The sequence below is a fragment of the Actinomycetota bacterium genome, assembly GCA_030650795.1.
Taxonomy (GTDB): domain Bacteria; phylum Actinomycetota; class Actinomycetes; order S36-B12; family S36-B12; genus UBA11398.
Genome location: JAUSDJ010000002.1, coordinates 1 through 20,135, shown reverse-complemented (window position 1 = coordinate 20,135; position 20,135 = coordinate 1). Strand labels below are relative to the sequence as shown.

General features: G+C 60.1%; 19 protein-coding genes and 1 riboswitch. Of the genes, 8 read left to right on the top strand and 11 right to left on the bottom strand.

The window, feature by feature from the left end; all coding sequences use genetic code 11:
* Nucleotides 1–10: 10 nt before the first annotated feature.
* The 4 genes from Q7L55_00105 to Q7L55_00090 are packed head-to-tail and all read right to left on the bottom strand — an operon-like array spanning nucleotide 11 to nucleotide 5,385.
* Nucleotides 11–1,981, bottom strand: a complete 1,971-nt coding sequence (locus tag Q7L55_00105; GenBank protein ID MDO8730970.1) for an ATP-dependent DNA helicase — start codon at nucleotides 1,979–1,981, stop codon at nucleotides 11–13.
* Nucleotides 1,974–3,395 (bottom strand): GTPase HflX, encoded by a 1,422-nt coding sequence (gene hflX, locus Q7L55_00100; GenBank protein ID MDO8730969.1) that lies wholly within the window; start codon nucleotides 3,393–3,395, stop codon nucleotides 1,974–1,976. The genes Q7L55_00105 and hflX overlap by 8 nt, the downstream gene beginning before the upstream one ends.
* Nucleotides 3,396–3,401: 6 nt before the next feature.
* Nucleotides 3,402–4,259, bottom strand: coding sequence for a diaminopimelate epimerase (gene dapF / locus Q7L55_00095; protein ID MDO8730968.1), 858 nt, complete (start codon nucleotides 4,257–4,259; stop codon nucleotides 3,402–3,404).
* Nucleotides 4,260–4,263: 4 nt separating this feature from the next.
* A complete protein-coding gene (locus Q7L55_00090; GenBank protein ID MDO8730967.1) occupies nucleotides 4,264–5,385 on the bottom strand; it encodes a glycosyltransferase family 4 protein in 1,122 nt (373 codons plus the stop codon).
* A gap of 30 nt (nucleotides 5,386–5,415) precedes the next feature.
* On the opposite strand from Q7L55_00090, the gene Q7L55_00085 reads away from it, so the two are divergent.
* Complete coding sequence (locus tag Q7L55_00085) at nucleotides 5,416–6,225, top strand: PIG-L family deacetylase (protein MDO8730966.1); 810 nt, start codon at nucleotides 5,416–5,418, stop codon at nucleotides 6,223–6,225.
* Here Q7L55_00085 and miaA read toward each other — a convergent pair.
* From miaA to miaB, 3 genes are read right to left on the bottom strand one after another with little or no spacing between them, the layout of a single operon-like run.
* Nucleotides 6,162–7,079, bottom strand: a complete 918-nt coding sequence (gene miaA / locus Q7L55_00080) for a tRNA (adenosine(37)-N6)-dimethylallyltransferase MiaA (GenBank protein MDO8730965.1) — start codon at nucleotides 7,077–7,079, stop codon at nucleotides 6,162–6,164. The two genes, Q7L55_00085 and miaA, sit on opposite strands and share 64 nt — an antisense overlap.
* Nucleotides 7,080–7,092: 13 nt before the next feature.
* Nucleotides 7,093–7,788 carry a hypothetical protein gene (locus tag Q7L55_00075; protein MDO8730964.1) on the bottom strand — a complete coding sequence of 232 codons (696 nt, stop codon included), beginning with the start codon at nucleotides 7,786–7,788 and terminating at the stop codon, nucleotides 7,093–7,095.
* Nucleotides 7,785–9,239: a tRNA (N6-isopentenyl adenosine(37)-C2)-methylthiotransferase MiaB gene (gene miaB / locus Q7L55_00070; GenBank protein ID MDO8730963.1), complete on the bottom strand. Its 1,455-nt coding sequence runs from the start codon at nucleotides 9,237–9,239 to the stop codon at nucleotides 7,785–7,787. Before miaB ends, Q7L55_00075 begins: the two co-directional genes overlap by 4 nt.
* Nucleotides 9,240–9,352: 113 nt before the next feature.
* On the opposite strand from miaB, the gene Q7L55_00065 reads away from it, so the two are divergent.
* The 3 genes from Q7L55_00065 to Q7L55_00055 are packed head-to-tail and all read left to right on the top strand — an operon-like array spanning nucleotide 9,353 to nucleotide 11,284.
* Nucleotides 9,353–9,886: a hypothetical protein gene (locus Q7L55_00065; GenBank protein ID MDO8730962.1), complete on the top strand. Its 534-nt coding sequence runs from the start codon at nucleotides 9,353–9,355 to the stop codon at nucleotides 9,884–9,886.
* Nucleotides 9,887–9,896: 10 nt separating this feature from the next.
* Complete coding sequence (locus Q7L55_00060) at nucleotides 9,897–10,709, top strand: TIM barrel protein (GenBank protein ID MDO8730961.1); 813 nt, start codon at nucleotides 9,897–9,899, stop codon at nucleotides 10,707–10,709.
* Nucleotides 10,709–11,284 (top strand): PaaI family thioesterase, encoded by a 576-nt coding sequence (locus Q7L55_00055; GenBank protein MDO8730960.1) that lies wholly within the window; start codon nucleotides 10,709–10,711, stop codon nucleotides 11,282–11,284. The genes Q7L55_00060 and Q7L55_00055 overlap by 1 nt, the downstream gene beginning before the upstream one ends.
* 19 nt (nucleotides 11,285–11,303) lie before the next feature.
* On the opposite strand, the gene Q7L55_00050 is transcribed toward Q7L55_00055, so the two are convergent.
* Both Q7L55_00050 and Q7L55_00045 read right to left on the bottom strand, forming a co-directional pair.
* Complete coding sequence (locus tag Q7L55_00050) at nucleotides 11,304–12,095, bottom strand: SDR family oxidoreductase (protein ID MDO8730959.1); 792 nt, start codon at nucleotides 12,093–12,095, stop codon at nucleotides 11,304–11,306.
* On the bottom strand, nucleotides 12,073–13,083 hold the full coding sequence (locus Q7L55_00045) for a TIGR03619 family F420-dependent LLM class oxidoreductase (protein MDO8730958.1): 1,011 nt from the start codon (nucleotides 13,081–13,083) through the stop codon (nucleotides 12,073–12,075). The genes Q7L55_00050 and Q7L55_00045 overlap by 23 nt, the downstream gene beginning before the upstream one ends.
* Before the next feature lie 152 nt (nucleotides 13,084–13,235).
* Here Q7L55_00045 and Q7L55_00040 point away from each other — a divergent pair, with 152 nt between their 5' ends.
* Genes Q7L55_00040 through Q7L55_00030 form a run of 3 tightly spaced genes read left to right on the top strand, consistent with a single transcriptional unit; the run spans nucleotide 13,236 to nucleotide 17,247 of the window.
* Nucleotides 13,236–15,683, top strand: coding sequence for an MMPL family transporter (locus tag Q7L55_00040; protein MDO8730957.1), 2,448 nt, complete (start codon nucleotides 13,236–13,238; stop codon nucleotides 15,681–15,683).
* 56 nt (nucleotides 15,684–15,739) lie between these two features.
* Nucleotides 15,740–16,090 (top strand): hypothetical protein, encoded by a 351-nt coding sequence (locus Q7L55_00035; GenBank protein MDO8730956.1) that lies wholly within the window; start codon nucleotides 15,740–15,742, stop codon nucleotides 16,088–16,090.
* 59 nt (nucleotides 16,091–16,149) lie between these two features.
* Nucleotides 16,150–17,247, top strand: a complete 1,098-nt coding sequence (locus Q7L55_00030) for a DUF3048 domain-containing protein (protein ID MDO8730955.1) — start codon at nucleotides 16,150–16,152, stop codon at nucleotides 17,245–17,247.
* Here Q7L55_00030 and Q7L55_00025 read toward each other — a convergent pair.
* Entirely contained in the window at nucleotides 17,244–18,815 is a 1,572-nt protein-coding gene (locus tag Q7L55_00025; GenBank protein MDO8730954.1) for an MFS transporter, read from the bottom strand. The genes Q7L55_00030 and Q7L55_00025 overlap by 4 nt on opposite strands.
* A gap of 151 nt (nucleotides 18,816–18,966) precedes the next feature.
* Nucleotides 18,967–19,068, top strand: a riboswitch (SAM riboswitch).
* Between the two features lie 98 nt (nucleotides 19,069–19,166).
* Here Q7L55_00025 and Q7L55_00020 point away from each other — a divergent pair.
* Nucleotides 19,167–19,802, top strand: coding sequence for a peroxiredoxin (locus tag Q7L55_00020; GenBank protein ID MDO8730953.1), 636 nt, complete (start codon nucleotides 19,167–19,169; stop codon nucleotides 19,800–19,802).
* 108 nt (nucleotides 19,803–19,910) lie between these two features.
* Here the strand turns inward: Q7L55_00020 and Q7L55_00015 are convergent.
* A partial coding sequence (locus Q7L55_00015) for an amidohydrolase (GenBank protein ID MDO8730952.1) occupies nucleotides 19,911–20,135 on the bottom strand: 225 nt, incomplete at its 5' end.

Sequence of the window (20,135 nt, the reverse complement as noted above, 5' to 3'; positions counted from 1 at the left end):
CAGAGTTCAACTACTTGTCATCCTGCGTTTGCTTGAAGCCCTCGTCGAGCCTTTTCAGGGCTCCGATGACCGTTGATCGGTCGGTGGTGAACCAGAACGGCGGCAAACTGGCACGCAGTGCACGGGAGTAACCGGCCGTTGCCAGGCGGGAATCGAGCACGGCAACCACCCCGCGGTCATTGAGGCCTCGGATCAGGCGGCCAGCGCCCTGGGCCAAGAGCAAGCCGGCCTTGGGCACAGCGATACTGCGAAATCCAGAACCGCCAGCCTCGTCAATGGCCTGCTGCCTCGCTGCGACCAAAGGATCATCTGGCCGCGGGAACGGAATGCGGTCGATGACCACGCAGATGCACGACTCCCCTGGCACATCGACTCCCTGCCAAAGCGAGACGGTGCCAAGCAAGGTGCTGGATGGCCGGTCAGAGAAGCTCTTCACCAATGGTCCGACCGCATCGCCACGCTTATGCACGAGCAGTGGGTACTTCTTTGTGTCGAGCCGTACCTGCAGATACTCAGCTGCCCGCTCAACCCCGCGCCAACTGGAGAACAAGGCAAGAGTGCGGCCGCCAGCAGCTTCAATCAATTCAGCCAGGGTGTCGAGGGCTTCCATCGGAACGCCATCGCGATTAGGTGCCGGCAATTCACTAGCGACATAGAGGATGCCCTGCTTGGCGTGATCAAAGGGCGAGCCGACATCCATCGTCGTGACCGGCTCATTGCTCAAACCCAGACTCGCGATGAGCGAATCGAATCCGCCGCCAACGGTCAGCGTCGCACTGGTGAGAACAACAGGCGAACGGCTGAACAGAGACTCTCTGAGCAGTCCGCCCACGGATAGTGGGGCCCTGCGCAAAATGGGTGCGCGGTTCTCGCCAGGATCAATCCAGACGACTTCGCGATCGTCAGCGATCAGCATGCCGCCTGAAGTGTCATTGAGTTCTTCAACCGCGGCCTTGGTCTGCTGCAAACGAGCAAGGGCATCGGGGTCGGCGGTCTCCTTGTTCGCATTCAACACTGTCATCACTTTGTGACTGGCATCGCGCAGCAGGGTGAGCGCAAGAGTGAGTTCAGCGGGCAAGGGTTGCAACCGAGTCGGGCCCGGCAGGCCCAGTGCAGCCTCACGCAAGGCCTCATCGAGGGCATCGAGGGCATCCTGCAATTGCTCCAGGGTCGGCTCGTCAACGAATCGGCTCGATCTGCTGATCGTGCGCTCGGCCAAGGCGATGCTCAACTCGCCTGTCAGTGCGCTGGTCGCTCGGTCTACAAGTTCGTGACCCTCGTCGATGATCACTGCTGAGTGCTCGGGCAACACCGGAATGCCTTCGAGGGCGTCAACGGCAAGCATCGCGTGATTGGTGATGACGATGTCGGCTTCGTTGGCTATGACTCGACGCCTTGCAGTGAAGCACTGCTCGCCGTACACACATTTGGTCTCACCGACGCATTCACGTCGACCCACCGACAGACTGCGCCAGACGCGGACATCGATCTCATCGGCGTATTCATCTCGATCGCCGGTCTCGGTGTTCTCCGCCCATGCGCGCACAGCCACGGCTTGCTGACCCAGCGCACTTCGCGGCGTATCGAAGAGCGCTTCGGATTCATCTTCAGGGACTGAACCGTGGAGTTTTTGCAGGCAGATGTAGTTGTTGCGACCTTTCAAGACCGCGTACTTCACGGGTCTATGCAATTGACCCTCGAGTGCAGTAGCCAGGCGCGGGAGGTCGTTCTCAATGAGTTGCCGTTGGAGTGCAAGAGTTGCCGTGGCGATAATGACCGCATCATTGGTGGCAACGGCATGCAAGGCAGCGGGTACGAGATAGCCCAGGGATTTTCCGGTGCCGGTACCAGCCTGAATGATCGCGTGGCCACCACCATCGATGGAGTCAGCGACAGCATGCGCCATTGCGTGCTGGCCCTCGCGACTTTCGCCGCCGATCGACTCAACTACAGCGTCGAGAGCATCATCAAGTTCAGACACGCGCTGCCTGGAGCACGTTCGCGAGGTACTTCGGAACCCGGGCATGCACGTGCGTGCCTTCGGCCAGGTGGTCAAGATCAATGACATCGCCGAGTTCATGCACCCGCGAGATGAGATCACCGCGCGAGTAGGGAACGACAAGATCAATCTCCTGCATCAACTGCGGCAGGTCTTCTTCAATCGCGAGCAGCAGCTCTTCGATGCCTTGGCCGGTCAATGCGGAAACCACTACTGCGTGCGGCTCGCGACGCAACAGGCGAACGAGTTGATCCTGTTCGGCTTGATCGGCCTTGTTGATCACGATGAGTTCAGGAATGCCTGAGGCCTCAATGTCATTGAGCACCTCGCGCACCGCGGCGATCTGTTCTTCGGGTGCTTCGTCGCTGCCGTCGACGATGTGCAAGATGAGGTCAGCACCCTTGACTTCTTCAAGGCTGGATCGAAATGCCTCAACGAGTTGATGCGGCAGGTGGCGAACGAAGCCGACGGTGTCAGTGAGAGTGAACTCTTTGCCGGCTGGAGTCTTGGTCTTGCGGATCGTTGGATCCAAAGTTGCGAACAGTGCGTTCTCAACGAGCACGCCAGCGCCGGTGATGCGGTTGAGCAGACTCGACTTGCCGGCGTTGGTATAGCCAACAATGGCAACGGCGGGCACTGCAGCACGGCGGCGCATGGAGCGCTGAGTCGTGCGCGCTTTCTCCATCTCCTTCAACTCACGTCGCAGCTTGGTCATCTGCGCGTGAATGCGACGGCGGTCAGTCTCGATCTTGGTTTCACCGGGGCCTCGAGTACCCACGCCGCCAGTAGCGCCGCCGGCTCGACCACCGGCCTGACGCGAGAGAGATTCACCCCAACCACGAAGGCGAGGAAGCAGGTATTGCATTTGCGCCAGGCTGACCTGCGCCTTGCCTTCTCGGCTACGTGCGTGCTGGGCGAAGATGTCCAGGATCAGCCAAGTGCGATCGACCACCTTGACCTTCACCACTTCTTCAAGCTTGCGCAGTTGGCTGGGGCTGAGTTCACCATCGCAGATCACGGTGTCTGCTCCCAGGGCCACGACCAGCTGGCGAAGTTCAATGGCCTTGCCCGAGCCAAGGTAGGTGGCTGGGTCAGGTGAGTCACGCCTTTGGATGACACCTTCAAGTACTTCCGAACCGGCCGTCTCAGCAAGCTGCGCGAGTTCTTTCATGCTGCGATCGGCTTGGGCTTGATTGCCTTCTGTCCAGACTCCGGCAAGCAGAACTCGCTCAAGGCGAACCTGGCGATATTCGACTTCGGAGATGTCCTCGAGTTCGGTGCCGAGCCCAGCGACTCGGCGCAGCGCATTGCGCTCTTCAAGCTCGAGGCCGCCATCAGCGCTCAGACTCAGGTCGTCTGGCTCATGGAGAAGCGATGCGAAATCTGGCTCAATCATATGTTCTCATGATGGCAGCAGAATGGTCCCTCGTGCTACCAACACTGCTGGGCCTGTGAGCGTCAGGTCCCCGTTTTCAAGCTGATGCACGGTGACGGTGCCGCCGGGCACGTCGATCCGGACACCTTCAGGAGCACCCAAATCAATATTGGGATAGCGCTGGGCACCGGCCCAAGCCACCGCGCAGGCGCCAGTGCCGCAGCTCAGGGTCTCTCCCGAACCGCGCTCATGAACCCGCATTGCCAGGTGGTTATCTCCTCGCCCGACCACATATTCGACGTTGACACCGTCAGGAAACAATCCTGGCGGCAGCACCGTTGGGGCAAATTCAAGAGATCCGACCTCGTCGAGATCGTCAACGAAGGTGACCGCATGGGGGTTGGGCATGTGCACACCGATGGCAGGCCAGAGCTCGTCCTTGATCGCTACCAGCGGAATGGTGCCGACATCCAAACCAACGGCCGGCCCCATATCAACGGTCACCGAGAGATCGAAGTTCATTCGACACTCGCGCAGGCCTGCTCGGGTGGCAATGACGACATCAGGGTCAGTGATCAAGCCGACGGCGTCGAGGTAGCGCACAAAGACGCGAATGCCATTGCCGCACATTTCGGCAATGGATCCATCGGCGTTTCGGTAGTCCATGAAGAATTCTGCAGAGTGCGCGAGATTGGCAAACTCAGGCACGAGATGGGTGCGCACGATGCGCAGCACTCCATCAGCGCCGATGCCCTCGTGGCGGTTGCACAGGAAGCGAACATCGTCTGCTGAGAGCTCCCGGCGACCGTCCAAATCGGCGAAAATCACAAAATCATTAGCCGTGCCGTGGCCTTTGGTAAAGGCGATCTCGTTTAGCGCAGCCATCCATCTAGCCTAGTGCGACGGCTATTGCGTACTCCGCGTCGACGCGAGCCAGCACGCTTGGCCAAGCCTGGTCTGGTGTATGCGTGCGATTGAAAGTCGACAACTTCTCGACCAGTCGTGGATTCGTAGCAAGGGTGGCAATTGCGTTGGCCATCGCACTATCGGAGTCAACGAGCAAGCCCTCGAGATCGTCACGAATGAACTCTGTGGTGCCCGTTTGCGAACGTGCGACAACCGGCAACCCAGCGCACCGAGCTTCAAGTGCCGCGATGCCGAAGGATTCACGCACTGACGGCTGCACATAGACATCGCTCAATCCGAAAATTTCGCGGAGGCCAGCGTGATCGAGTCGACCAGTGAAGGTGACGAGGTCGCCAAGATCATGCTGATCGACGAAGGCCTCTGCCCGAGTGCGCTCAGGCCCATCCCCGACGACGCGCAGATGCAGGTGAGCCTGAGCACCGACCTGTGAACGCACGCTCTTCAGAATCTTCAATAGCGGCAGAGTCCGCTTGCGTGGTGCCAGGCGCATGACCGTCACGAGATTCAAAGTGCGAGGTTCCCGCGATCTGACTGGCAACTGCCATTGCTGGGGGTCAATGCCGTTGGGCAGCACGGCGACCGGGCCGAGTGCGGGAACGGCGGCCTCGATGCGGCGAGCGGCGACATTGCTGACCGCTGAGATGTGCGCGCCCCATTTCGACCAGTGCGCCAGGGAGTCGCTCAGGCGATAGCCCGGTGCCGCCAGCGGACCCCACACTCCGTGCACCGTGACCACTACCGGAAGCCCGAGTTGATGGGCCGCCCGCACTGCTCCCCATGCAAAGGGCGAGACAACGCCGACGTGGACATGCACGAGATCGACGGGTGAATCTTTCAAGGCCTTCATCACATTTGCGCGCGTGCGCGGGTGGATGGGAAGACCGAAGGGAATGCGTGCGGTGACGCGATGGACCTTGATGCCATCTATCTGCTCGGTACCGGATCGGATGAGGTGCCCAGGAGTCGCGGTGATGATTTCAACCTGCTGGCCGCGCATCTCCTGCTGCATTGCCAGCGCACGCACCTGCGTTTCAATACCACCTGTACGGGGCAGGTAGCAGTCGCTGACGTGGGCAATTCGCACTTGGTGACCGTACGACAAGATAGGAGCACCATGACCATCCCCCCGCCCACGAGGACTTTGGTCTTTGTGCACGCGCATCCAGATGACGAGGCGCTGCTCACTGCAGGCACCATGGCGCGGGCTGTCGCCGAGGGTCAGCGAGTCGTACTCATCGTGGCAACCAATGGCGCGGCGGGGCTGTCGACATCGGGTGTCAGCAGCGATTTGGCGGCAGTTCGATCAGCTGAGTTGGAAGCCGCTGCGCAAGCCATCGGCATTCATCGCCTGGTCTCCTTGAACTACGCAGACTCCGGGCTCAATGGCGAGATCGATAGCGGCTTTGCTCATGTGGATCGCTTCACTGTGGCCAAGCGCATTGCCGCGGTGCTCGACGAGGAGCAGGCAGATGTGCTGGTCGGATACGACCCCGCAGGCGGATACGGCCACCCCGATCATGTGCAAGTACATCGCTCGGTACGGGCAGCAAGCGTGCTCGCCAAGAAGGCGCCAACGCTGTTCGAGGCGACGCTTCCGCGCGAGCCGATTGCCAAGGCAGTTCGACTAGCCGGACGAATGCGGCTGACCCCGAAGGGCTTCGATGTGAACTCCTTCGATTCAGCTTGGACGCCAAGCAGCGAAATCACTCATCGCATCGATGCCCGCAAGTACTGGCCTGCGAAGCGCACCGCATTGCGTGCCCATGCCTCGCAGCACCAGGCCGACGCTCAGATCCGCACCCTTGCAGTGCTCACTCGGCTCCCAGGAGCAATTGGCACGCACTTGCTCGGTACGGAGTACTACTGCTTGGTTTCAGCACCCAAGAGTTCGACGACACGATCGGCAAGCAAGGGATCCTTGTAATCAAGCCAGGTGATCCGCGTATCGCGCGCAAACCAACGCTGCTGGCGACGAGCGAACTTGCGCGTGATCGCGATGGTCGTCTCGATCGCCTCTTCGAGAGAGCACTCCCCCGCTATGTACTCCAGCGCCTGCGTATAGCCAAGAGCTCGGGAGGCAGTCAACGTGTTGGCAAGCCCAGGCAGAGCCCGCACTTCTTCGACGAAACCGGCATCGAACATCTGGTGCACGCGTAGAGCAATGCGCTCATCGAGCTCGGCGCGATCAATGCGCAGGCCAATGCGAACACACGGATACAGCTCGACGGGGTCTGGCAGTTGTGCGATGAAGGGCTCACCAGTGAGCTCGATGACTTCAAGTGCCCGCACAATTCTCCGCCCATTGGTCGGCAGAATTACGGAAGCGGCTTCCGGATCGCGCTCGGCAAGGAGGTCATGCATGGCCTGTGGTCCGAGCAACTGCAACTGTTCCTCGAACTTTGCTCGCACATCAGCATCGGTTGCTGGAAACTGCAGGTCATCGAGAATCGCCGAGATATACAGCCCTGAACCGCCCACGACAATTGGCAGCGAGCCTCGAGCACTCACCTCTTCGATAGCCGTCCTCGCCGCCTGCTGAAAGTCGACGACTGTGAGCGGATGCTCAATAGGCCACACATCGAGCAAGTGATGCTCAATGCCGCCGCGATCGGTTTGGTCAGGCGTAGCGGTACCGATATCCATCCCGATATAGGCCTGCATCGAATCGGCACTGATGATCTCCGTTGGCGTGCCCGCGCCGATCATCCGCTGTGCTACTGCCACGGCGAGCGAACTCTTGCCAACGGCAGTGGGTCCGACAATGACCAGAACCGTCATGAACGCAGAGTCTTCATCGTTGCCACGGTCGCCAGGAGGCAACGAGGTAGTTCACCCCAAACGGGGCCGTTTCAAGCACCAGCTCGCCTTGCTTCATGTGTTGTCCGGCAAAAGCGGCCACCTGCCAAGCGGGCAGGCCCTGACACCAGAGTCGGTCGGCCTGTTCCTGCGCAATCTCAACCAAGGTCTGGAAATCAGCAGCGGCAATTGCTGCGGAAGTAACCGCATCGAAGTTCAGCGCATCGGGCTGGATGTATCCGGGCGCCTTCTCTGTGCGCGTGGCCGAGCCATCGCCAACCACGAGTAGCAATGTCGGTACTTCGGCCGCCCGATCAGTGACTTCTTTGGCAATCAGAGCCCGGTCTGCACTCGTCGTCTGTTTGCCCACGCTCAAGGCCAAAGTTGGTTGATCTGCGCCCGCAGCGCTGAGAGCGAAGGCCGCAATTGTCAATGGCAGCGGCAACTGCGCAGAACCGGTGCCAATCGCATAATCGGCAACGCCACCAAGGCCCTTGCTGGTGCCCACGCCACCATCGTCAAACCACATTGTCTGATCCGCAGAACCGATCGCAATGATCTGCTGGGCATCTGGCAAGAACTCAGAAAGCAATTCGATGGACGCCGCGCGCACGTCGTCAAGCAGCCCTTCGACATCGACATCCGCAAGAAGCAAGGGCGCCGAAGGGATGAAGACAGCCCCAATGATCACGCGCTACCCACTCGTATCGACGGCATGCCAAGCGCAACACCGGGAGAAGCAATCGGCAACTCACCGGCATCGCCCGCAACTGTGCGACGAACGGCGAGCATCCGATCAGCAATCAAGTGATGCGTGGCAGCGTGAGTGACGACTGCGGTCACGACGTCTCCGGGTCGCGGGAAGTGAAGACTTGGATCCAAGGCGACGTGGACAAGACGGTTGTCAGCAGCGCGGCCGGAGATGCGTTCGGTGGCGGCGTCCTTACGGCCCTCCCCCAGGGCAATAAGTACTTCAACCTCACGACCAAGCTGCCTCTTGTTCTCCTGCCATGAGATCTCGTTCTGGAGGGCAACCAATCGCTGGTAGCGCTCTTGCATAACTTCACGTGAGACCTGGTTCGGCATCGTGGCGGCTGGCGTGCCTGCGCGTTGTGAATACAGAAAAGTGAAGGCGTTTGCGAAGCGCGCCTGCTCAACCACGTATAGGGTCTGCTCGAAATCCTCTTCGGTCTCGCCTGGGAAGCCGATGATGATGTCGGTGCTGATTGCAGCTTCAGGCATCGCTGCACGGACCTTCTGGATGATCCCGAGGTACTTCTCTTGGCGGTACGAACGACGCATCGACTTCAGGATTTGGTTCGAACCAGACTGCAGTGGCATGTGCAGTTGCGGCATAACATTTGCAGTGGTGGCCATCGCCTCAATCACATCGTCAGTGAAATCGCGTGGGTGCGGGGATGTGAAGCGCACCCGCTCAAGGCCTTCGATCGAACCGCATGAACGCAGCAGTTTTCCAAAGGCCAGCTGATCACCGAACTCAACGCCGTAGGCATTGACGTTCTGACCGAGCAGGGTGATCTCAATGACTCCTTGATCAACCAGAGCCTGCACCTCGGCAAGGATCTCGCCGGGGCGGCGATCCTTCTCAGTGCCACGAAGTGAAGGCACGATGCAGAAGGTGCAGGTGTTGTTGCATCCAACGCTGACCGAGACCCAAGCTGCATAGGCCGACTCGCGACGAGTTGGCAGATTCGAAGGAAATTCGACCAAGGCCTCAGCGAGTTCGACCTGCGACTCCTGCTCGATGCGAGCGCGCTCAAGCAGCACCGGCAGCGAGCCAAGGTTGTGGGTGCCGAAGACCACGTCAACCCAAGGTGCCTTGCGGACAATCTCGCCCTGATCCTTCTGGGCCAGACATCCGCCGACAGCAATCTGCATGCCCGGGTTCTTCTCCTTGACGGGTACCAAATGCGAGAGATTCCCGTAGAGCTTGTTGTCGGCGTTCTCACGCACCGCGCAGGTGTTGAAGACCAAGACATCAGGAGTCGAGCCCTCATCGGCCTTCACGTAACCGGCATTCTCGAGCAGACCCGAGAGCCGCTCAGAGTCATGCACGTTCATCTGGCAGCCATAGGTGCGCACCTCATAGGTGCGCGCGGCTTCCAGATCAGTGGTGGTCACGAGGCACCATCCTAAGGAATGAGGAGCGTGAGCGAATCCACTCCTCGCCCACATCGGCCAGCGCACAGTAGGGTCCATTCGTCGGCAGCGGACTGGAGAATCTGGGAGCAATCGTGGGCTTGTTTGACAAGATCAAGAAGAGCATGGGCGTCGGAACGATTTCTTTCGATCTGGATGTTCTAGGACAGATTGTGGGCAGTTCAGGCACTCTCGAAGGCGACATCATCCTGAAGGCCAAGAGCGATCAGCAGGTCAAGGACGTCGAGGTGGTGTTCGAACGCATCTACACCTGGGATGAGCGCGAGAATTACTACAACTCGACCACCAAGCAGAACGAGCAGCGCTGGAACCAGCGTTCGAACAAGGTCGAACTTGGCAAATTCAAGGATGAAACAGAATTCGCAATTGCCACCGACGAATCAAAGACCATCCACTTCGTCATCCAGTTTCAGCCGATTTCAGGCGCAGAGTCCACCGGGAACAACAACGTGATGTGGGACGTGCTGGACTCCGCACTCTTCAACGGCAATTCGATCTTCAGCTCGTCCATGCGCAATCAGCGGATCGAATACAAGGTCAGTGGAGATGTGAACCTTGATGGCGTCCCATTCGACAAGGGAGACTCAAAGACCATCGTTGTGATGTAGAGATAGCCCTATGGCCATTCACCCGCGGATCGCGCTCAACACCATGTGCCTGCCCGGGTCTGCTTTGGAGCAGGACGTCGAATTCGCATTGGCAAGTGGCTATTCGCGAATCTCGATCGATCCTTCCAAGATGGAAGCCATCGGCTGGGATCGTGGCACCACAGTCATCCTGGACTCCGGCCTTGAAGTCGCCACAGTGGTCAACTCCGGATGGTTCACCCTTGATGACCGATCGACCTGGGCCCAAACTCAGGAGAAGCAGGCAATCACCCTCGAGCGAGCTGCAGCTATCGGAGCCAAGACCCTCTACGGCATCACCGGACCTGCCGGCTCGCTGGAATGGAGCGAAGCGGCACGAGCCTTCACTGAGGCCATTGCGCCCGCGGCCGCCCGCGCCAAGGAGCTTGGCATCGCCCTGGCCATCGAGCCGACAATCCCGCTGCGCATCAACATCAATATGTGCCTGAACCTTCGCGACACCGTCGAGCTGGCGCAGCTGGCCGGGATCTCGGTGTGCAATGACCTGTACGGATGCATGGGCGAAGCCCATTTGAAGGAGACCATCCAATCCAGCGTGGATTCGACGGCACTCGTGCAGGTGTGCGACTACGTCTACGGCAGTCACCACACTCCGGATCGAGCAGTGCCTGGCGACGGTGACCTGCACCTCAAGCAGATTCTCAGTTGGATGGTCGAAGCTGGCTACCAAGGTGCCTTCGATCTTGAACTGAATGGGCCGCGTATCGCCGAAGAGGGCTACTACGAGGCTGCCCTTCGCGGCGCTCACGCACTCTCAGAACTCTTGATTGACGTAGGTGCTTGATGAGTGAACCAGACGGCAGCGTCACTGAGCGAGAGGCTTCGCTACTGCACTTGGGCCAGTCCATGCGTGGATTGCAGGATGTCTACACCGCCACCAGTGCACCCGCGGAAGTCGTCGAGAGCACCGCAGTGGCACTGGAAGTGCTCACCAGCGCACTGGCTCCATACCGCTGCAATCTCTCAGGTGAGAGCGACTATCAGGACTTCGCCGAATTCAATCCCGCACACACACTCACGCCTGAATTCCACATCATCGAACGAGGCCCGGACTTCCTGCGAGGCCGAGTCCGCTTTGGACTCTTCTATCGAAACGCCTTTGGCATCGCCAACGGCGGAGCCGTCGCACTGTTATTCGACACTGCCATCGCAAATCTTGGTTCGTCCAACGGCGTCCGCGCTTACACCGCAAATCTCAAGCTCGACTTCCGAAGCGGAACACCAATCGACACCGACCTCATCGTTCAAGTACAGCGAAAGGCTGCCGACGGTCGCAAGCACCTGCTCACCGCCCAGCTGTACGACGGAGATCAGCTGCTCGCTGAGGCGGAATCACTGCTAGTAGAGGCCAAGGCCTAGGAATGGACGACCAGCAGGCTCAGAAGTCGGTGCCGCCGTCGATGTTCACCAGCGCGCCAGTGAGGTACCCGGCCCGCGGAGACAGCAGGAAGGCAATCAACTCCCCAACCTCCTCCGGCTTGCCGGGGCGACCGAGGGCGACATGCATGCCCCATTCCTCGACCATGATCCGCTCAATAGTGGACTCGTATGGCCAACCGCGCTCGTCGGAAATGCGCTGCCGCATGGCATGAAGGCCGTCAGTCTCGATCGCTCCGGGGCAGATGCAGTTGGCCCGGACGCCCTTCGCTCCATAGGCCTTGGCAATGCCCTTGGTAAACAGAGCCACGGAGCCCTTGAGGGAGGCGTACGGCAGCCGCGCAAGTTCAGGCGATCGCACCGAATATGCCGCAGTCGTGACCACTGTCCCGCGCGTTTCGATCAGGTGCGGCAATGCAGCTTCGACACTGCGCGCGACACCGAGCAGCACGTCGCGGAATGCGGCCGTCCATTCCTCATCCGCTGACTCCAGCGGCATGAAGCCCTTGGTCCCAGTGGTGACGCCGATGCCGTCGAGTCGCCCAAGGAACTCCACGGCGCTTGCAACCGCGCGCGCCGCGTCGCCTTCCTTGGACACGTCGAAGGCCAGACCTTGGGCTTTGCTTGCTCCGGCCTCGATGAGCTCGGCAGCTGCGCGATCGGCTCGCTCTCGATCGCGCCCAACCACAACGATGGACGCACCATCAGCAGCAAGTGCGCGGGCGCCAGCAAGGCCCATGCCGGCAGTGCCGCCGACCAGCAGATATCCCTTATCCCGTACCAGAAGATCCATGGTTCCAACTCTCTGTGTGGTGTTCACCGTGCGTGGTCTCACAAAGGACCGGCCCGTTCGTCAACTTGCCAGCCAAGGTCGTGCGAGCAATCACTGCCTCGCTGAATTGCTGCAAACGATCAAGGGACTCAGGAATTGAATCCGTCCATGGATCAACCTGCACCCACGAAACGCCAAGCTCGGTGAGTCGGCCAATCTCGTCGATCTGCTCCTCAGCACTTGAGCCGGAACTGAATCGAATGGTCGGCGTCGATGCCTGGATTGAGATGTCTGCCATCGAACGTCCGCGGGCTTCGACTCTGCCTTGCAGATCCTTGAGAACCGCCGCGAGATCTTCGATGGTGCTGATTGGTTTCGTGCGAGCTGTATTAGAGAGTTCAGCTGGCCCCATCATCACCGACCAGCCCTCGCCCCATTCGGCGATGCGATCAAGCACACGGCCGCTGTTGCCGCCAAGCCACAACGGTGGGTGCGGCTTCTGAATGAATGCTGGCTGCACGGTCTGGCTCAGCGCGGTGAAGTGCTTGCCTTCGAAGCTGATCTCTTCACCAGTGCTGGCCTGCTTGATCACGGCGATCGACTCGTCGAACAGGTCATTGCGCTCGTCAAACTCGACGCCGACAGCAGAGAACTCCGAACGCAGGTAGCCGGTGCCAAGCACAAAGATTGCGCGCCCGCCGGAGAGCACATCGACGGATGTCATCCCGGAGAGCTGTAGCAAGGGGTTGCGGTATGGCAGCACGAGCAGATGCGTCAGAAGTTTCACTTCGGTCGTGACAGCTGCAAGGAAGGAGAGCATCGCGAAGGGATCGAAGGCTTCGTGACCTCCGCGCTGCAGCCATTTCAATGAAGGCGCAGGGTGATCAGTAATGCCCAGACCATTGAAGCCAGCGGCTTCGATGTGCTTGCAGACCGAAGTGATGGTCGAAGGCTTGATCCATTCGCCGTCGAAGTCAGAGCGGACGGGGTAATCAGTCACGAATTTCATAGGAAGCAGAGTCTATGGGCGGGCATTCTGCTGGAGGGTGAATCGTCATCCGGCCAAGGCTTGCATTGGTCGCAGAACGTTTATTTTGCGGCAATGTTGCGCTGGTATCGTCCCGCATCGAAACTGACGTCACCTCTTGAGGAGTCCTACCGATGACCCGTATCTCTCAGTGGGCCGTGCGCCATCCGATCATGGGCTTGGTCTCCTGGTTCGCGATCATCGGCATCCTGCTTGTCCTCCTCTCACAGTTCAAAGGTGACTTCAACGACGACTTCGGCCTTCCCGCCTCCGAGTCGACCACGGCGCAGGATCTGCTCAAGGACATCTCAGGCGGCGGCGCTGGAACCGGCTCTGGTCTGGATGGACAGGTGGTGTGGGGCACAGACTCTGGCAAGGCGACACAGGGAGCCGCTGCCCAGCAGGTGGGAACCGCGCTGAAGGAGATCTCCACGATGCCAGGAGTTGCGTGCGTGATCTCACCGATCGCCGCGCCCTTGGGACCTGACTGCCTCCCGCAGCAAGCGCCGGCGGCTGCGTCACAAGAGCAGGCCGCAGCGCTCGCAAACATGCCGGCCCAGGCACTCGGGCCGATGGCACACTTCGGCCAGGCTGGCGTCAGTCCCGACGGCACCATCGCCTACGCGACAGTTCGGTTCACGGGCGCCGGCATAAGCGACCTGCCGACAGAGCAGATCGCCAACACGCTCAAAGTGGTGAAGGCCGTCAACGGCGAGGATGGCTTGACTGTCGGCGCCAATGGGGTGTTCACCTTTGTCCAGGGTGATCCGCCATCATCTGAGGGCATCGGCATCCTCGTGGCCTTGACCATCCTGCTGTTCGCCTTCGCCTCGATCCTGGGTGCCTTCCTGCCCGTGTGGACAGCGGCCATTTCTGTTGGCGTTAGCACCGCGATCGTCGTGCCGATCATCGCGAACTTCTTCTCGGTCGCAGCTTTCGCACCGTTCCTGTCGTCGATGATCGGCCTGGGCGTCGGCATCGACTACTCGCTTTTCATCATCAACAGGTACCGAGAAGCGTTGATCCACGGACGCGAACCGCGCGAAGCCGCGCTCGAATCGGTTCGCACATCAGGCAGGGCAGTAATTTTTGCCGCCCTTACGGTCATCATCGCCCTGCTCGGTCTGTTCATCATGGGCATCTCCTTCTTCAATGGCGTGGCGCTCGCGGCCGCCGGCACAGTTGTGATGGTGGCGCTCGGTGCCCTGCTGCTGCTGCCCTCATTGCTGGCACTGCTCGGCACCTGGTCGTTTGTCGGGCGCATGGCCTGGGTTACCAACGCTGAGGCGATTCCGCGGCAGAAGGCACAGGGCATCCTGCATGGCATCAGCCTCGTCCTGCGCTGGATCGGATGGGTCTTCGTCCTGCCTGTCACGATCATCGGATGGCTGTGGCGCCGCCTTGTTCGTCGCGGACATGCCCCCGATGCGCACAACCCGAGCGCATTCGCTCGATACGGGGAGTGGCTGCAGAACCACCCATGGCCGATGGCCTTGGGTGCACTCGTGATCATGATTCTCATCGCAGTTCCCGTGACTCAACTTCGCCAGGGCTTCCCTGACGACTCCGGAGCGCCGCAGGGAAGCGTCGCGCGCATCGCCTACGACCTCACCGCAGAAGGATTCGGCCCGGGCGTCAATGGTCCGATGTTTATCGCAGTCAAGTTGCCTTCCGAGGGCGGCCAGGCAGCTATGGGCTCGCTCGCGACGGCCCTGAACGCCGACCCGGGCGTGGCTCTCGCAGTCGCCGCACCGGCGGCTCCCGACGCAGAAGTCGGCGTCGTCCAGGTATTCCCGAAAACTGCTCCCCAAGATGCTGCAACGACACACCTGCTCTTCCACCTCAGGGATTCGGTGATCCCGCAGTCGCTGGATGGAACTGGCGCCACGGCCTATGTCGGAGGCTTCCAGGCCGTGACGGCGGACTTCACCAAGGTGTTGACCGATGCCTTGCCGCTCTTCCTGCTCATCGTGGTCAGTCTGGGATTCATCGCGCTGCTCTTCTTGTTCCGCTCGATCCTGGTGCCGCTCATGGGCGTGCTGTTCAGCCTGCTGTCTCTTGGGGCTGCCCTCGGCGTCACTGTTGCGGTCTTCCAATGGGGATGGCTTGCTGGCCCGCTGGGCTTGCAGAACACCGGACCGATCTTCCCGTTCCTGCCGATCATGGTCTTCGCGATCCTGTTCGGCCTGTCGTGTGACTATCAGGTCTTCCTCGTCAGTCGCATGCACGAGGAATGGGTCCATGGCAAGGATCACCATCGCGCGATCAGGCGCGGCCTTGCTGGCTCGGGTCGTGTGGTGGCCATCGCGGCGCTGATCATGACCAGCGTGTTCGCTGCCTTCGCGCTTGGCAACGACCCGACGACGAAGTTGTTTGCGGTAGCCCTGTCATCAGCGGTGCTGCTCGACGCCTTCGTCGTGCGCCTTGTTCTGGTGCCGGCACTCATGTCGGTCATCGGCCCACGGACCTGGTGGCTGCCAAGGTGGTTGGACAAGATCCTGCCGCACTTCAGCGTGGACTCCGAGGCCGATTCCGGTGCCGACGAGATCGCCGACATCGAGGAGTCTGCCGTTCGCGCCTAGGCATCTCTCATGCTTCGACTCAGCCCTTGCTGGCTGATGTCGTTGCATGAACGACCGTGGCCGTCCTAGTCGTGGCCTTTGCGGCAGTCGTCTTCTTCTTGGTCGTGTACGAGACCGCACTGACCTTGGCTGTAGACGAAATAGCAGTCGATGCCTTCGCCGCAGACGATGTAGCAGACGTTGCCGCAGCGGCTGCCAGCGATGCGTTCGTTGCCGCATCAAGAGTTTTGGTGGCAATGAGGCCCCCGACCCCGAAGAACATTCCGGCAGCCAGGCCTCCAGAAATGAATCGTTGCTTCACCGATGTGGGTCGGCGGGCGCTGTTGCTTGCTCCTCGTGAGTTCATGTGTCCAAGATTCCGCCACGAAGGTCTGCGCGAAATCATCCATGGGTTAGGTGCGGGTTAAGAGATGCGTCACTGCCGTCGCTACCGCGATTCGCAAAGTGCGTGAACTACCGTGCAGGAATGCGAGCTTTGCGAATACTGGGTTCGGCTGCTGCTATCTGCGCTTTGGCCGCGTGTAGTGCCACTACAGGCTCCTCAGGCTCAGCTCCCAACTCTGCTCCGTTGATTGAAGCCCCCGCCTTGACGCGCACTTCGCCGCTCACCGGACTTCCACAGCCAGAGCCGAAACCAGTGCTGATCGTCAAGCTCGACAACACTCATAACGCTCAGCCGCATGCCGGCCTGAAGGATGCCGACGTCGTCTACATCGAAGAGGTCGAATACGGGATCACGCGAATTGCTGCAGTGTTCTCAAGCATCGTGCCAAAGCGCATCGGGCCAGTTCGATCAGCTCGAATCACCGACATCGACCTGACTGCGCAATACGGCAGCCCTGCTTTCGCATTCTCGGGAGTGCAACGCAAGATGTGGCCGGCGATTCAAGGGGCGCCCCTGATCGACGTCTCCCCGAACAAGGATGCCGTCAACTATTCGCGCGACCACGACCGTCGCGCTCCGTACAACTATTTCCTCAATGGTGTTGACACGCTGAAGTTGGCGACTGAAGCAAGCTCTGATCGCGATATGGGCTTTGTGTTCTCCAACGACGTCCCCGCAGGTGGCTCCGTCAACACTCGCGCCAAGATGAAATGGAGCGAGGCGTCAGCTGAATTCACCTACGATCCGCTCACTGCGCTCTACAAGGTGAAGCTCAACGGCTACCCCGCTGAAGCCGAGGAGAATAACGCGGGGCAGAACGCCGCAACTGTGGTGATTCAGAATGTCAAGCAGACGCCGTCGAAGTACTTCGACAAGGGTGGTGGCAACACTCCACACGCTGCCACCATCGGGGCCGGCACGGCGGTGGTCTTGCGCGACGGCATGTCCTACGACGTGACCTGGTCTCGGCCTTCGGCTGAGGTTGGCACGACCTTCACCATGGCCGACGGTTCTCCCATGCCATTCAAGCCAGGACAGCAGTGGATCGTGTTGCTCGACAAGACTCATCCGGCAACTGTGTTTCCGCTGCCGAGCCCAGCGCCGACGGCCACGAAGAACGGGCCAAGCGCGCAACCCAGCGCCCGGGCAAGTTCAGGCGATTCCATCCTCGTGACCTAAACCTCGACAGCCACCTTTGCGTAGTACGCCTCTTCAACGCTCTTGGACGGGAATCGCAAGAGCACGAGGGCAAGGCCCAGGAGAGTCAGTGCCAGGGCCAGCAGGATGGATGCCGACTTGCCGTCCGTGAATGCGGTTGCTGCGGCATCGATGATCTGCTGACTCACCGGCGGTGAGTACTGACTGGCAACCTGGGCCGCGCCAGCGAAGGATGACGTCAGTTGATCGGCGATCTCATTGGTCACCTGCGAGGCCTGTTCGGCGGGCAGTCCTGCGATGTCAGCCGTCATCTGCTTTGCATAGGCGGCTGCCAGAATCCCGCCCAGCATTGCCTGCAGGATTGCTCCACCCAGATCACGAGTGAGATCAAGAAATGCCGAGCCCATGCCGGCATGACTTGCTGGCACCGACGACATCAGTGCACGTGAGGCCGGGGTTGCAGCGAGTCCAACACCGGTTCCGACAAAGGCATATGCCGCAAGCACCCAGCCAATTGAGGTGCCAGGCTTCCAAGTGACCAGCATGAGGACGAAAGCGATGGCGACGGCCAGCAGTCCAAGACTCAGACTCGAGCGGGAACCTCGCTTGATGATGAGCTGCCCCGCCAATTGACCAAACAGTGCCGAGCAGATTGCTGAAGGCAAGACGACAGCAGCGGCCGAGAGAGTGTCGTAGCCCAGCACGTTCTGCGTGAACTGCTGGCCGATGAACATCGCCCCGATGAGCGAACCAAAGGCAATCGAGCCACCGACGAAGGCCACCCAGAAGGTGCGTTGCTTGGCCAGCGGAAGAGAAACCAGCGGCCGCGGCGCTCTGCTTTGACGAAGCAGGAAGCCGACGAATGCCACCACAGTGACAGCCAGGATGCTCAGCCATCGGCTGTCCACCCCCTGGTGGAAGGTCTGGATGATCACCACCAGACCGCCGACGCTCACCACCGACAAGACGCCACCGAGATGGTCAACTGGACCAGTGTCGCGCTCGATGTGGTTGGGAATGACGATCACGCCGAGGATGAGTGCGATCACTGCCAACGGAACCGAGATAAGGAAGACCGATCCCCACCAGAAGTACTCCATCAACCAGCCGCCCAGCAGCGGACCAAGTGCCGCCATGCCAGCGCCGATGCCTGACCACATGGCGATCGCGCGCACGCGAGCCTTGTTCTTGAACAGCGAGGAGATCAGCGAGAGAGTAGTTGGGAATAGCAGTGCTGCCGCGAAGCCCGAGCACAGGCGTGCGAACACCAGGAAGTCTGCGCTTGGCGCCCAGGCCGCCATGCAGGCGGTGGGCACCGTGAGAACCGCACCAAGGACGAAGAGCATCTTGCGTCCGTAGCGGTCACCGATTGCGCCGAGATACAGCACCGTTGAGGCCAGGCCGAGTGCAAAAGCCTCGGCTATCGCATCGAGCTGGTTCTGGCTCGCGCCCAGATCAGCACCAATCGTCGGCAAAGCGACGTTGGCAACCGCCAAGTTGATGTTCGCAACGATCGCACCGGTGACAAGTGCGAGCAGAATGAATGTCCCTCGCGGTGGGCTGTCCGGGCGGTTCGCAGTGGAACTCATGAACCGCGAGCCTATTAGCCGCCTTGACCACCTCAAGAACGGGACAAGGGCATTTGGTGACCGCTTCATATCAATAGGGGGGTAGATGCGGATCCTTTGCAATTACAGACTCCCGATTTGATCTCCACTTTCCCTACCGACTAGTGTCCTGCCAACATCCAGAGCGACTGAGAGATCTGGCTCAATGAAGTCGCAGCAACCGTCGGTGCATTTGCATCCGTATCGCCGGTGCTAAAGCCAGAAACGATGTGGAGGAGACACCTGTCGTAGCTGAATGGGGATAGGGAATTTCCACTCTCAATCCGTAGCTGTTCTGACCAATATTTCTCATCAAACAAGGAGCACTAAGACATGACACTTCGACTAGGCGATGTCGCACCAGACTTCACTGCTGAGACAACTGACGGCACCCTGACCTTCCACGACTGGAAGTCCGGCAGTTGGGCAGTGCTGTTCAGCCACCCGGCAGACTTCACCCCGGTCTGCACCACCGAGCTTGGCGTCACTGCGGCGCTCAAGGGCGAGTTCGACAAGCGCAACGTGAAGGCAATCGCCATCTCCGTTGACCCGATCGAGTCACATAATGGCTGGGCTGGCGACATCGGCGAGGTTGGCGGAACTGCGTTGAACTTCCCGATCATTGCTGATCCGGACAAGACCGTCTCGATCGCCTACGACATGATTCACCCAGGTGAGGGCGACACCTCAACGGTGCGTTCGGTCTTCATCATCGACACCAACGACAAGGTGCGCCTGACCCTGACCTACCCGAAGTCAGTTGGCCGCAACTTCGATGAGATCGTGCGCGTCATTGACGCCCTGCAGCTCACCGACAAGGCCGCAGTTGCCACTCCGGTGAACTGGGTTCCAGGCGGCAGGGTCATCGTGCCTCCGACTGTTTCCACCGAGGACGCCATCGCCAAGTACGGCGATTCGGTTGAGGTCGTCAAGCCGTACCTGCGCTGGATTCCACAGCCAACGGTCTGAACCAATCAGAAGGCGCTGGTCGGCATTTCTGCCGGCCAGCGCCCTCTTTTTATCCGCAGCAATCGATCTGCCACGTTCAATCACTACGGATGCATCCTGGCGACCTGCCTATGCTTCGTCAGCTGGTGGCGCAGGAACGTGAGGGAAGAGCTCGGCGAAGGCACCGATGCGGATCCGGTGGCTGGCCACTGGGTCGATGTCGTCGCACAGTTCGTGCAGGGTCTTCTGGGTGTGGCCGAAGGTGCCCTCCCAGTGCGGGTAATCGCTGCCGAACAGGCCGTTCTGGTAGCCCTGAGCCGTCAGTGCAGTTGTCGATGAGCGGTAGTCGTGCTG

Excerpts from the sequence above, each read along its gene's own strand:
- hflX (MDO8730969.1), bottom strand. The coding sequence starts at position 3,395 with ATGATTGAGCCAGATTTCGCATCGCTTCTCCATGAGCCAGACGACCTG.
- dapF (MDO8730968.1), bottom strand. The coding sequence starts at position 4,259 with ATGGCTGCGCTAAACGAGATCGCCTTTACCAAAGGCCACGGCACGGCT.
- Q7L55_00085 (MDO8730966.1), top strand. The coding sequence starts at position 5,416 with ATGACCATCCCCCCGCCCACGAGGACTTTGGTCTTTGTGCACGCGCAT.
- miaA (MDO8730965.1), bottom strand. The coding sequence starts at position 7,079 with ATGACGGTTCTGGTCATTGTCGGACCCACTGCCGTTGGCAAGAGTTCG.
- Q7L55_00060 (MDO8730961.1), top strand. The coding sequence starts at position 9,897 with ATGGCCATTCACCCGCGGATCGCGCTCAACACCATGTGCCTGCCCGGG.
- Q7L55_00055 (MDO8730960.1), top strand. The coding sequence starts at position 10,709 with ATGAGTGAACCAGACGGCAGCGTCACTGAGCGAGAGGCTTCGCTACTG.
- Q7L55_00050 (MDO8730959.1), bottom strand. The coding sequence starts at position 12,095 with ATGGATCTTCTGGTACGGGATAAGGGATATCTGCTGGTCGGCGGCACT.
- Q7L55_00045 (MDO8730958.1), bottom strand. The coding sequence starts at position 13,083 with ATGAAATTCGTGACTGATTACCCCGTCCGCTCTGACTTCGACGGCGAA.
- Q7L55_00040 (MDO8730957.1), top strand. The coding sequence starts at position 13,236 with ATGACCCGTATCTCTCAGTGGGCCGTGCGCCATCCGATCATGGGCTTG.
- Q7L55_00030 (MDO8730955.1), top strand. The coding sequence starts at position 16,150 with ATGCGAGCTTTGCGAATACTGGGTTCGGCTGCTGCTATCTGCGCTTTG.
- Q7L55_00025 (MDO8730954.1), bottom strand. The coding sequence starts at position 18,815 with ATGAGTTCCACTGCGAACCGCCCGGACAGCCCACCGCGAGGGACATTC.
- Q7L55_00020 (MDO8730953.1), top strand. The coding sequence starts at position 19,167 with ATGACACTTCGACTAGGCGATGTCGCACCAGACTTCACTGCTGAGACA.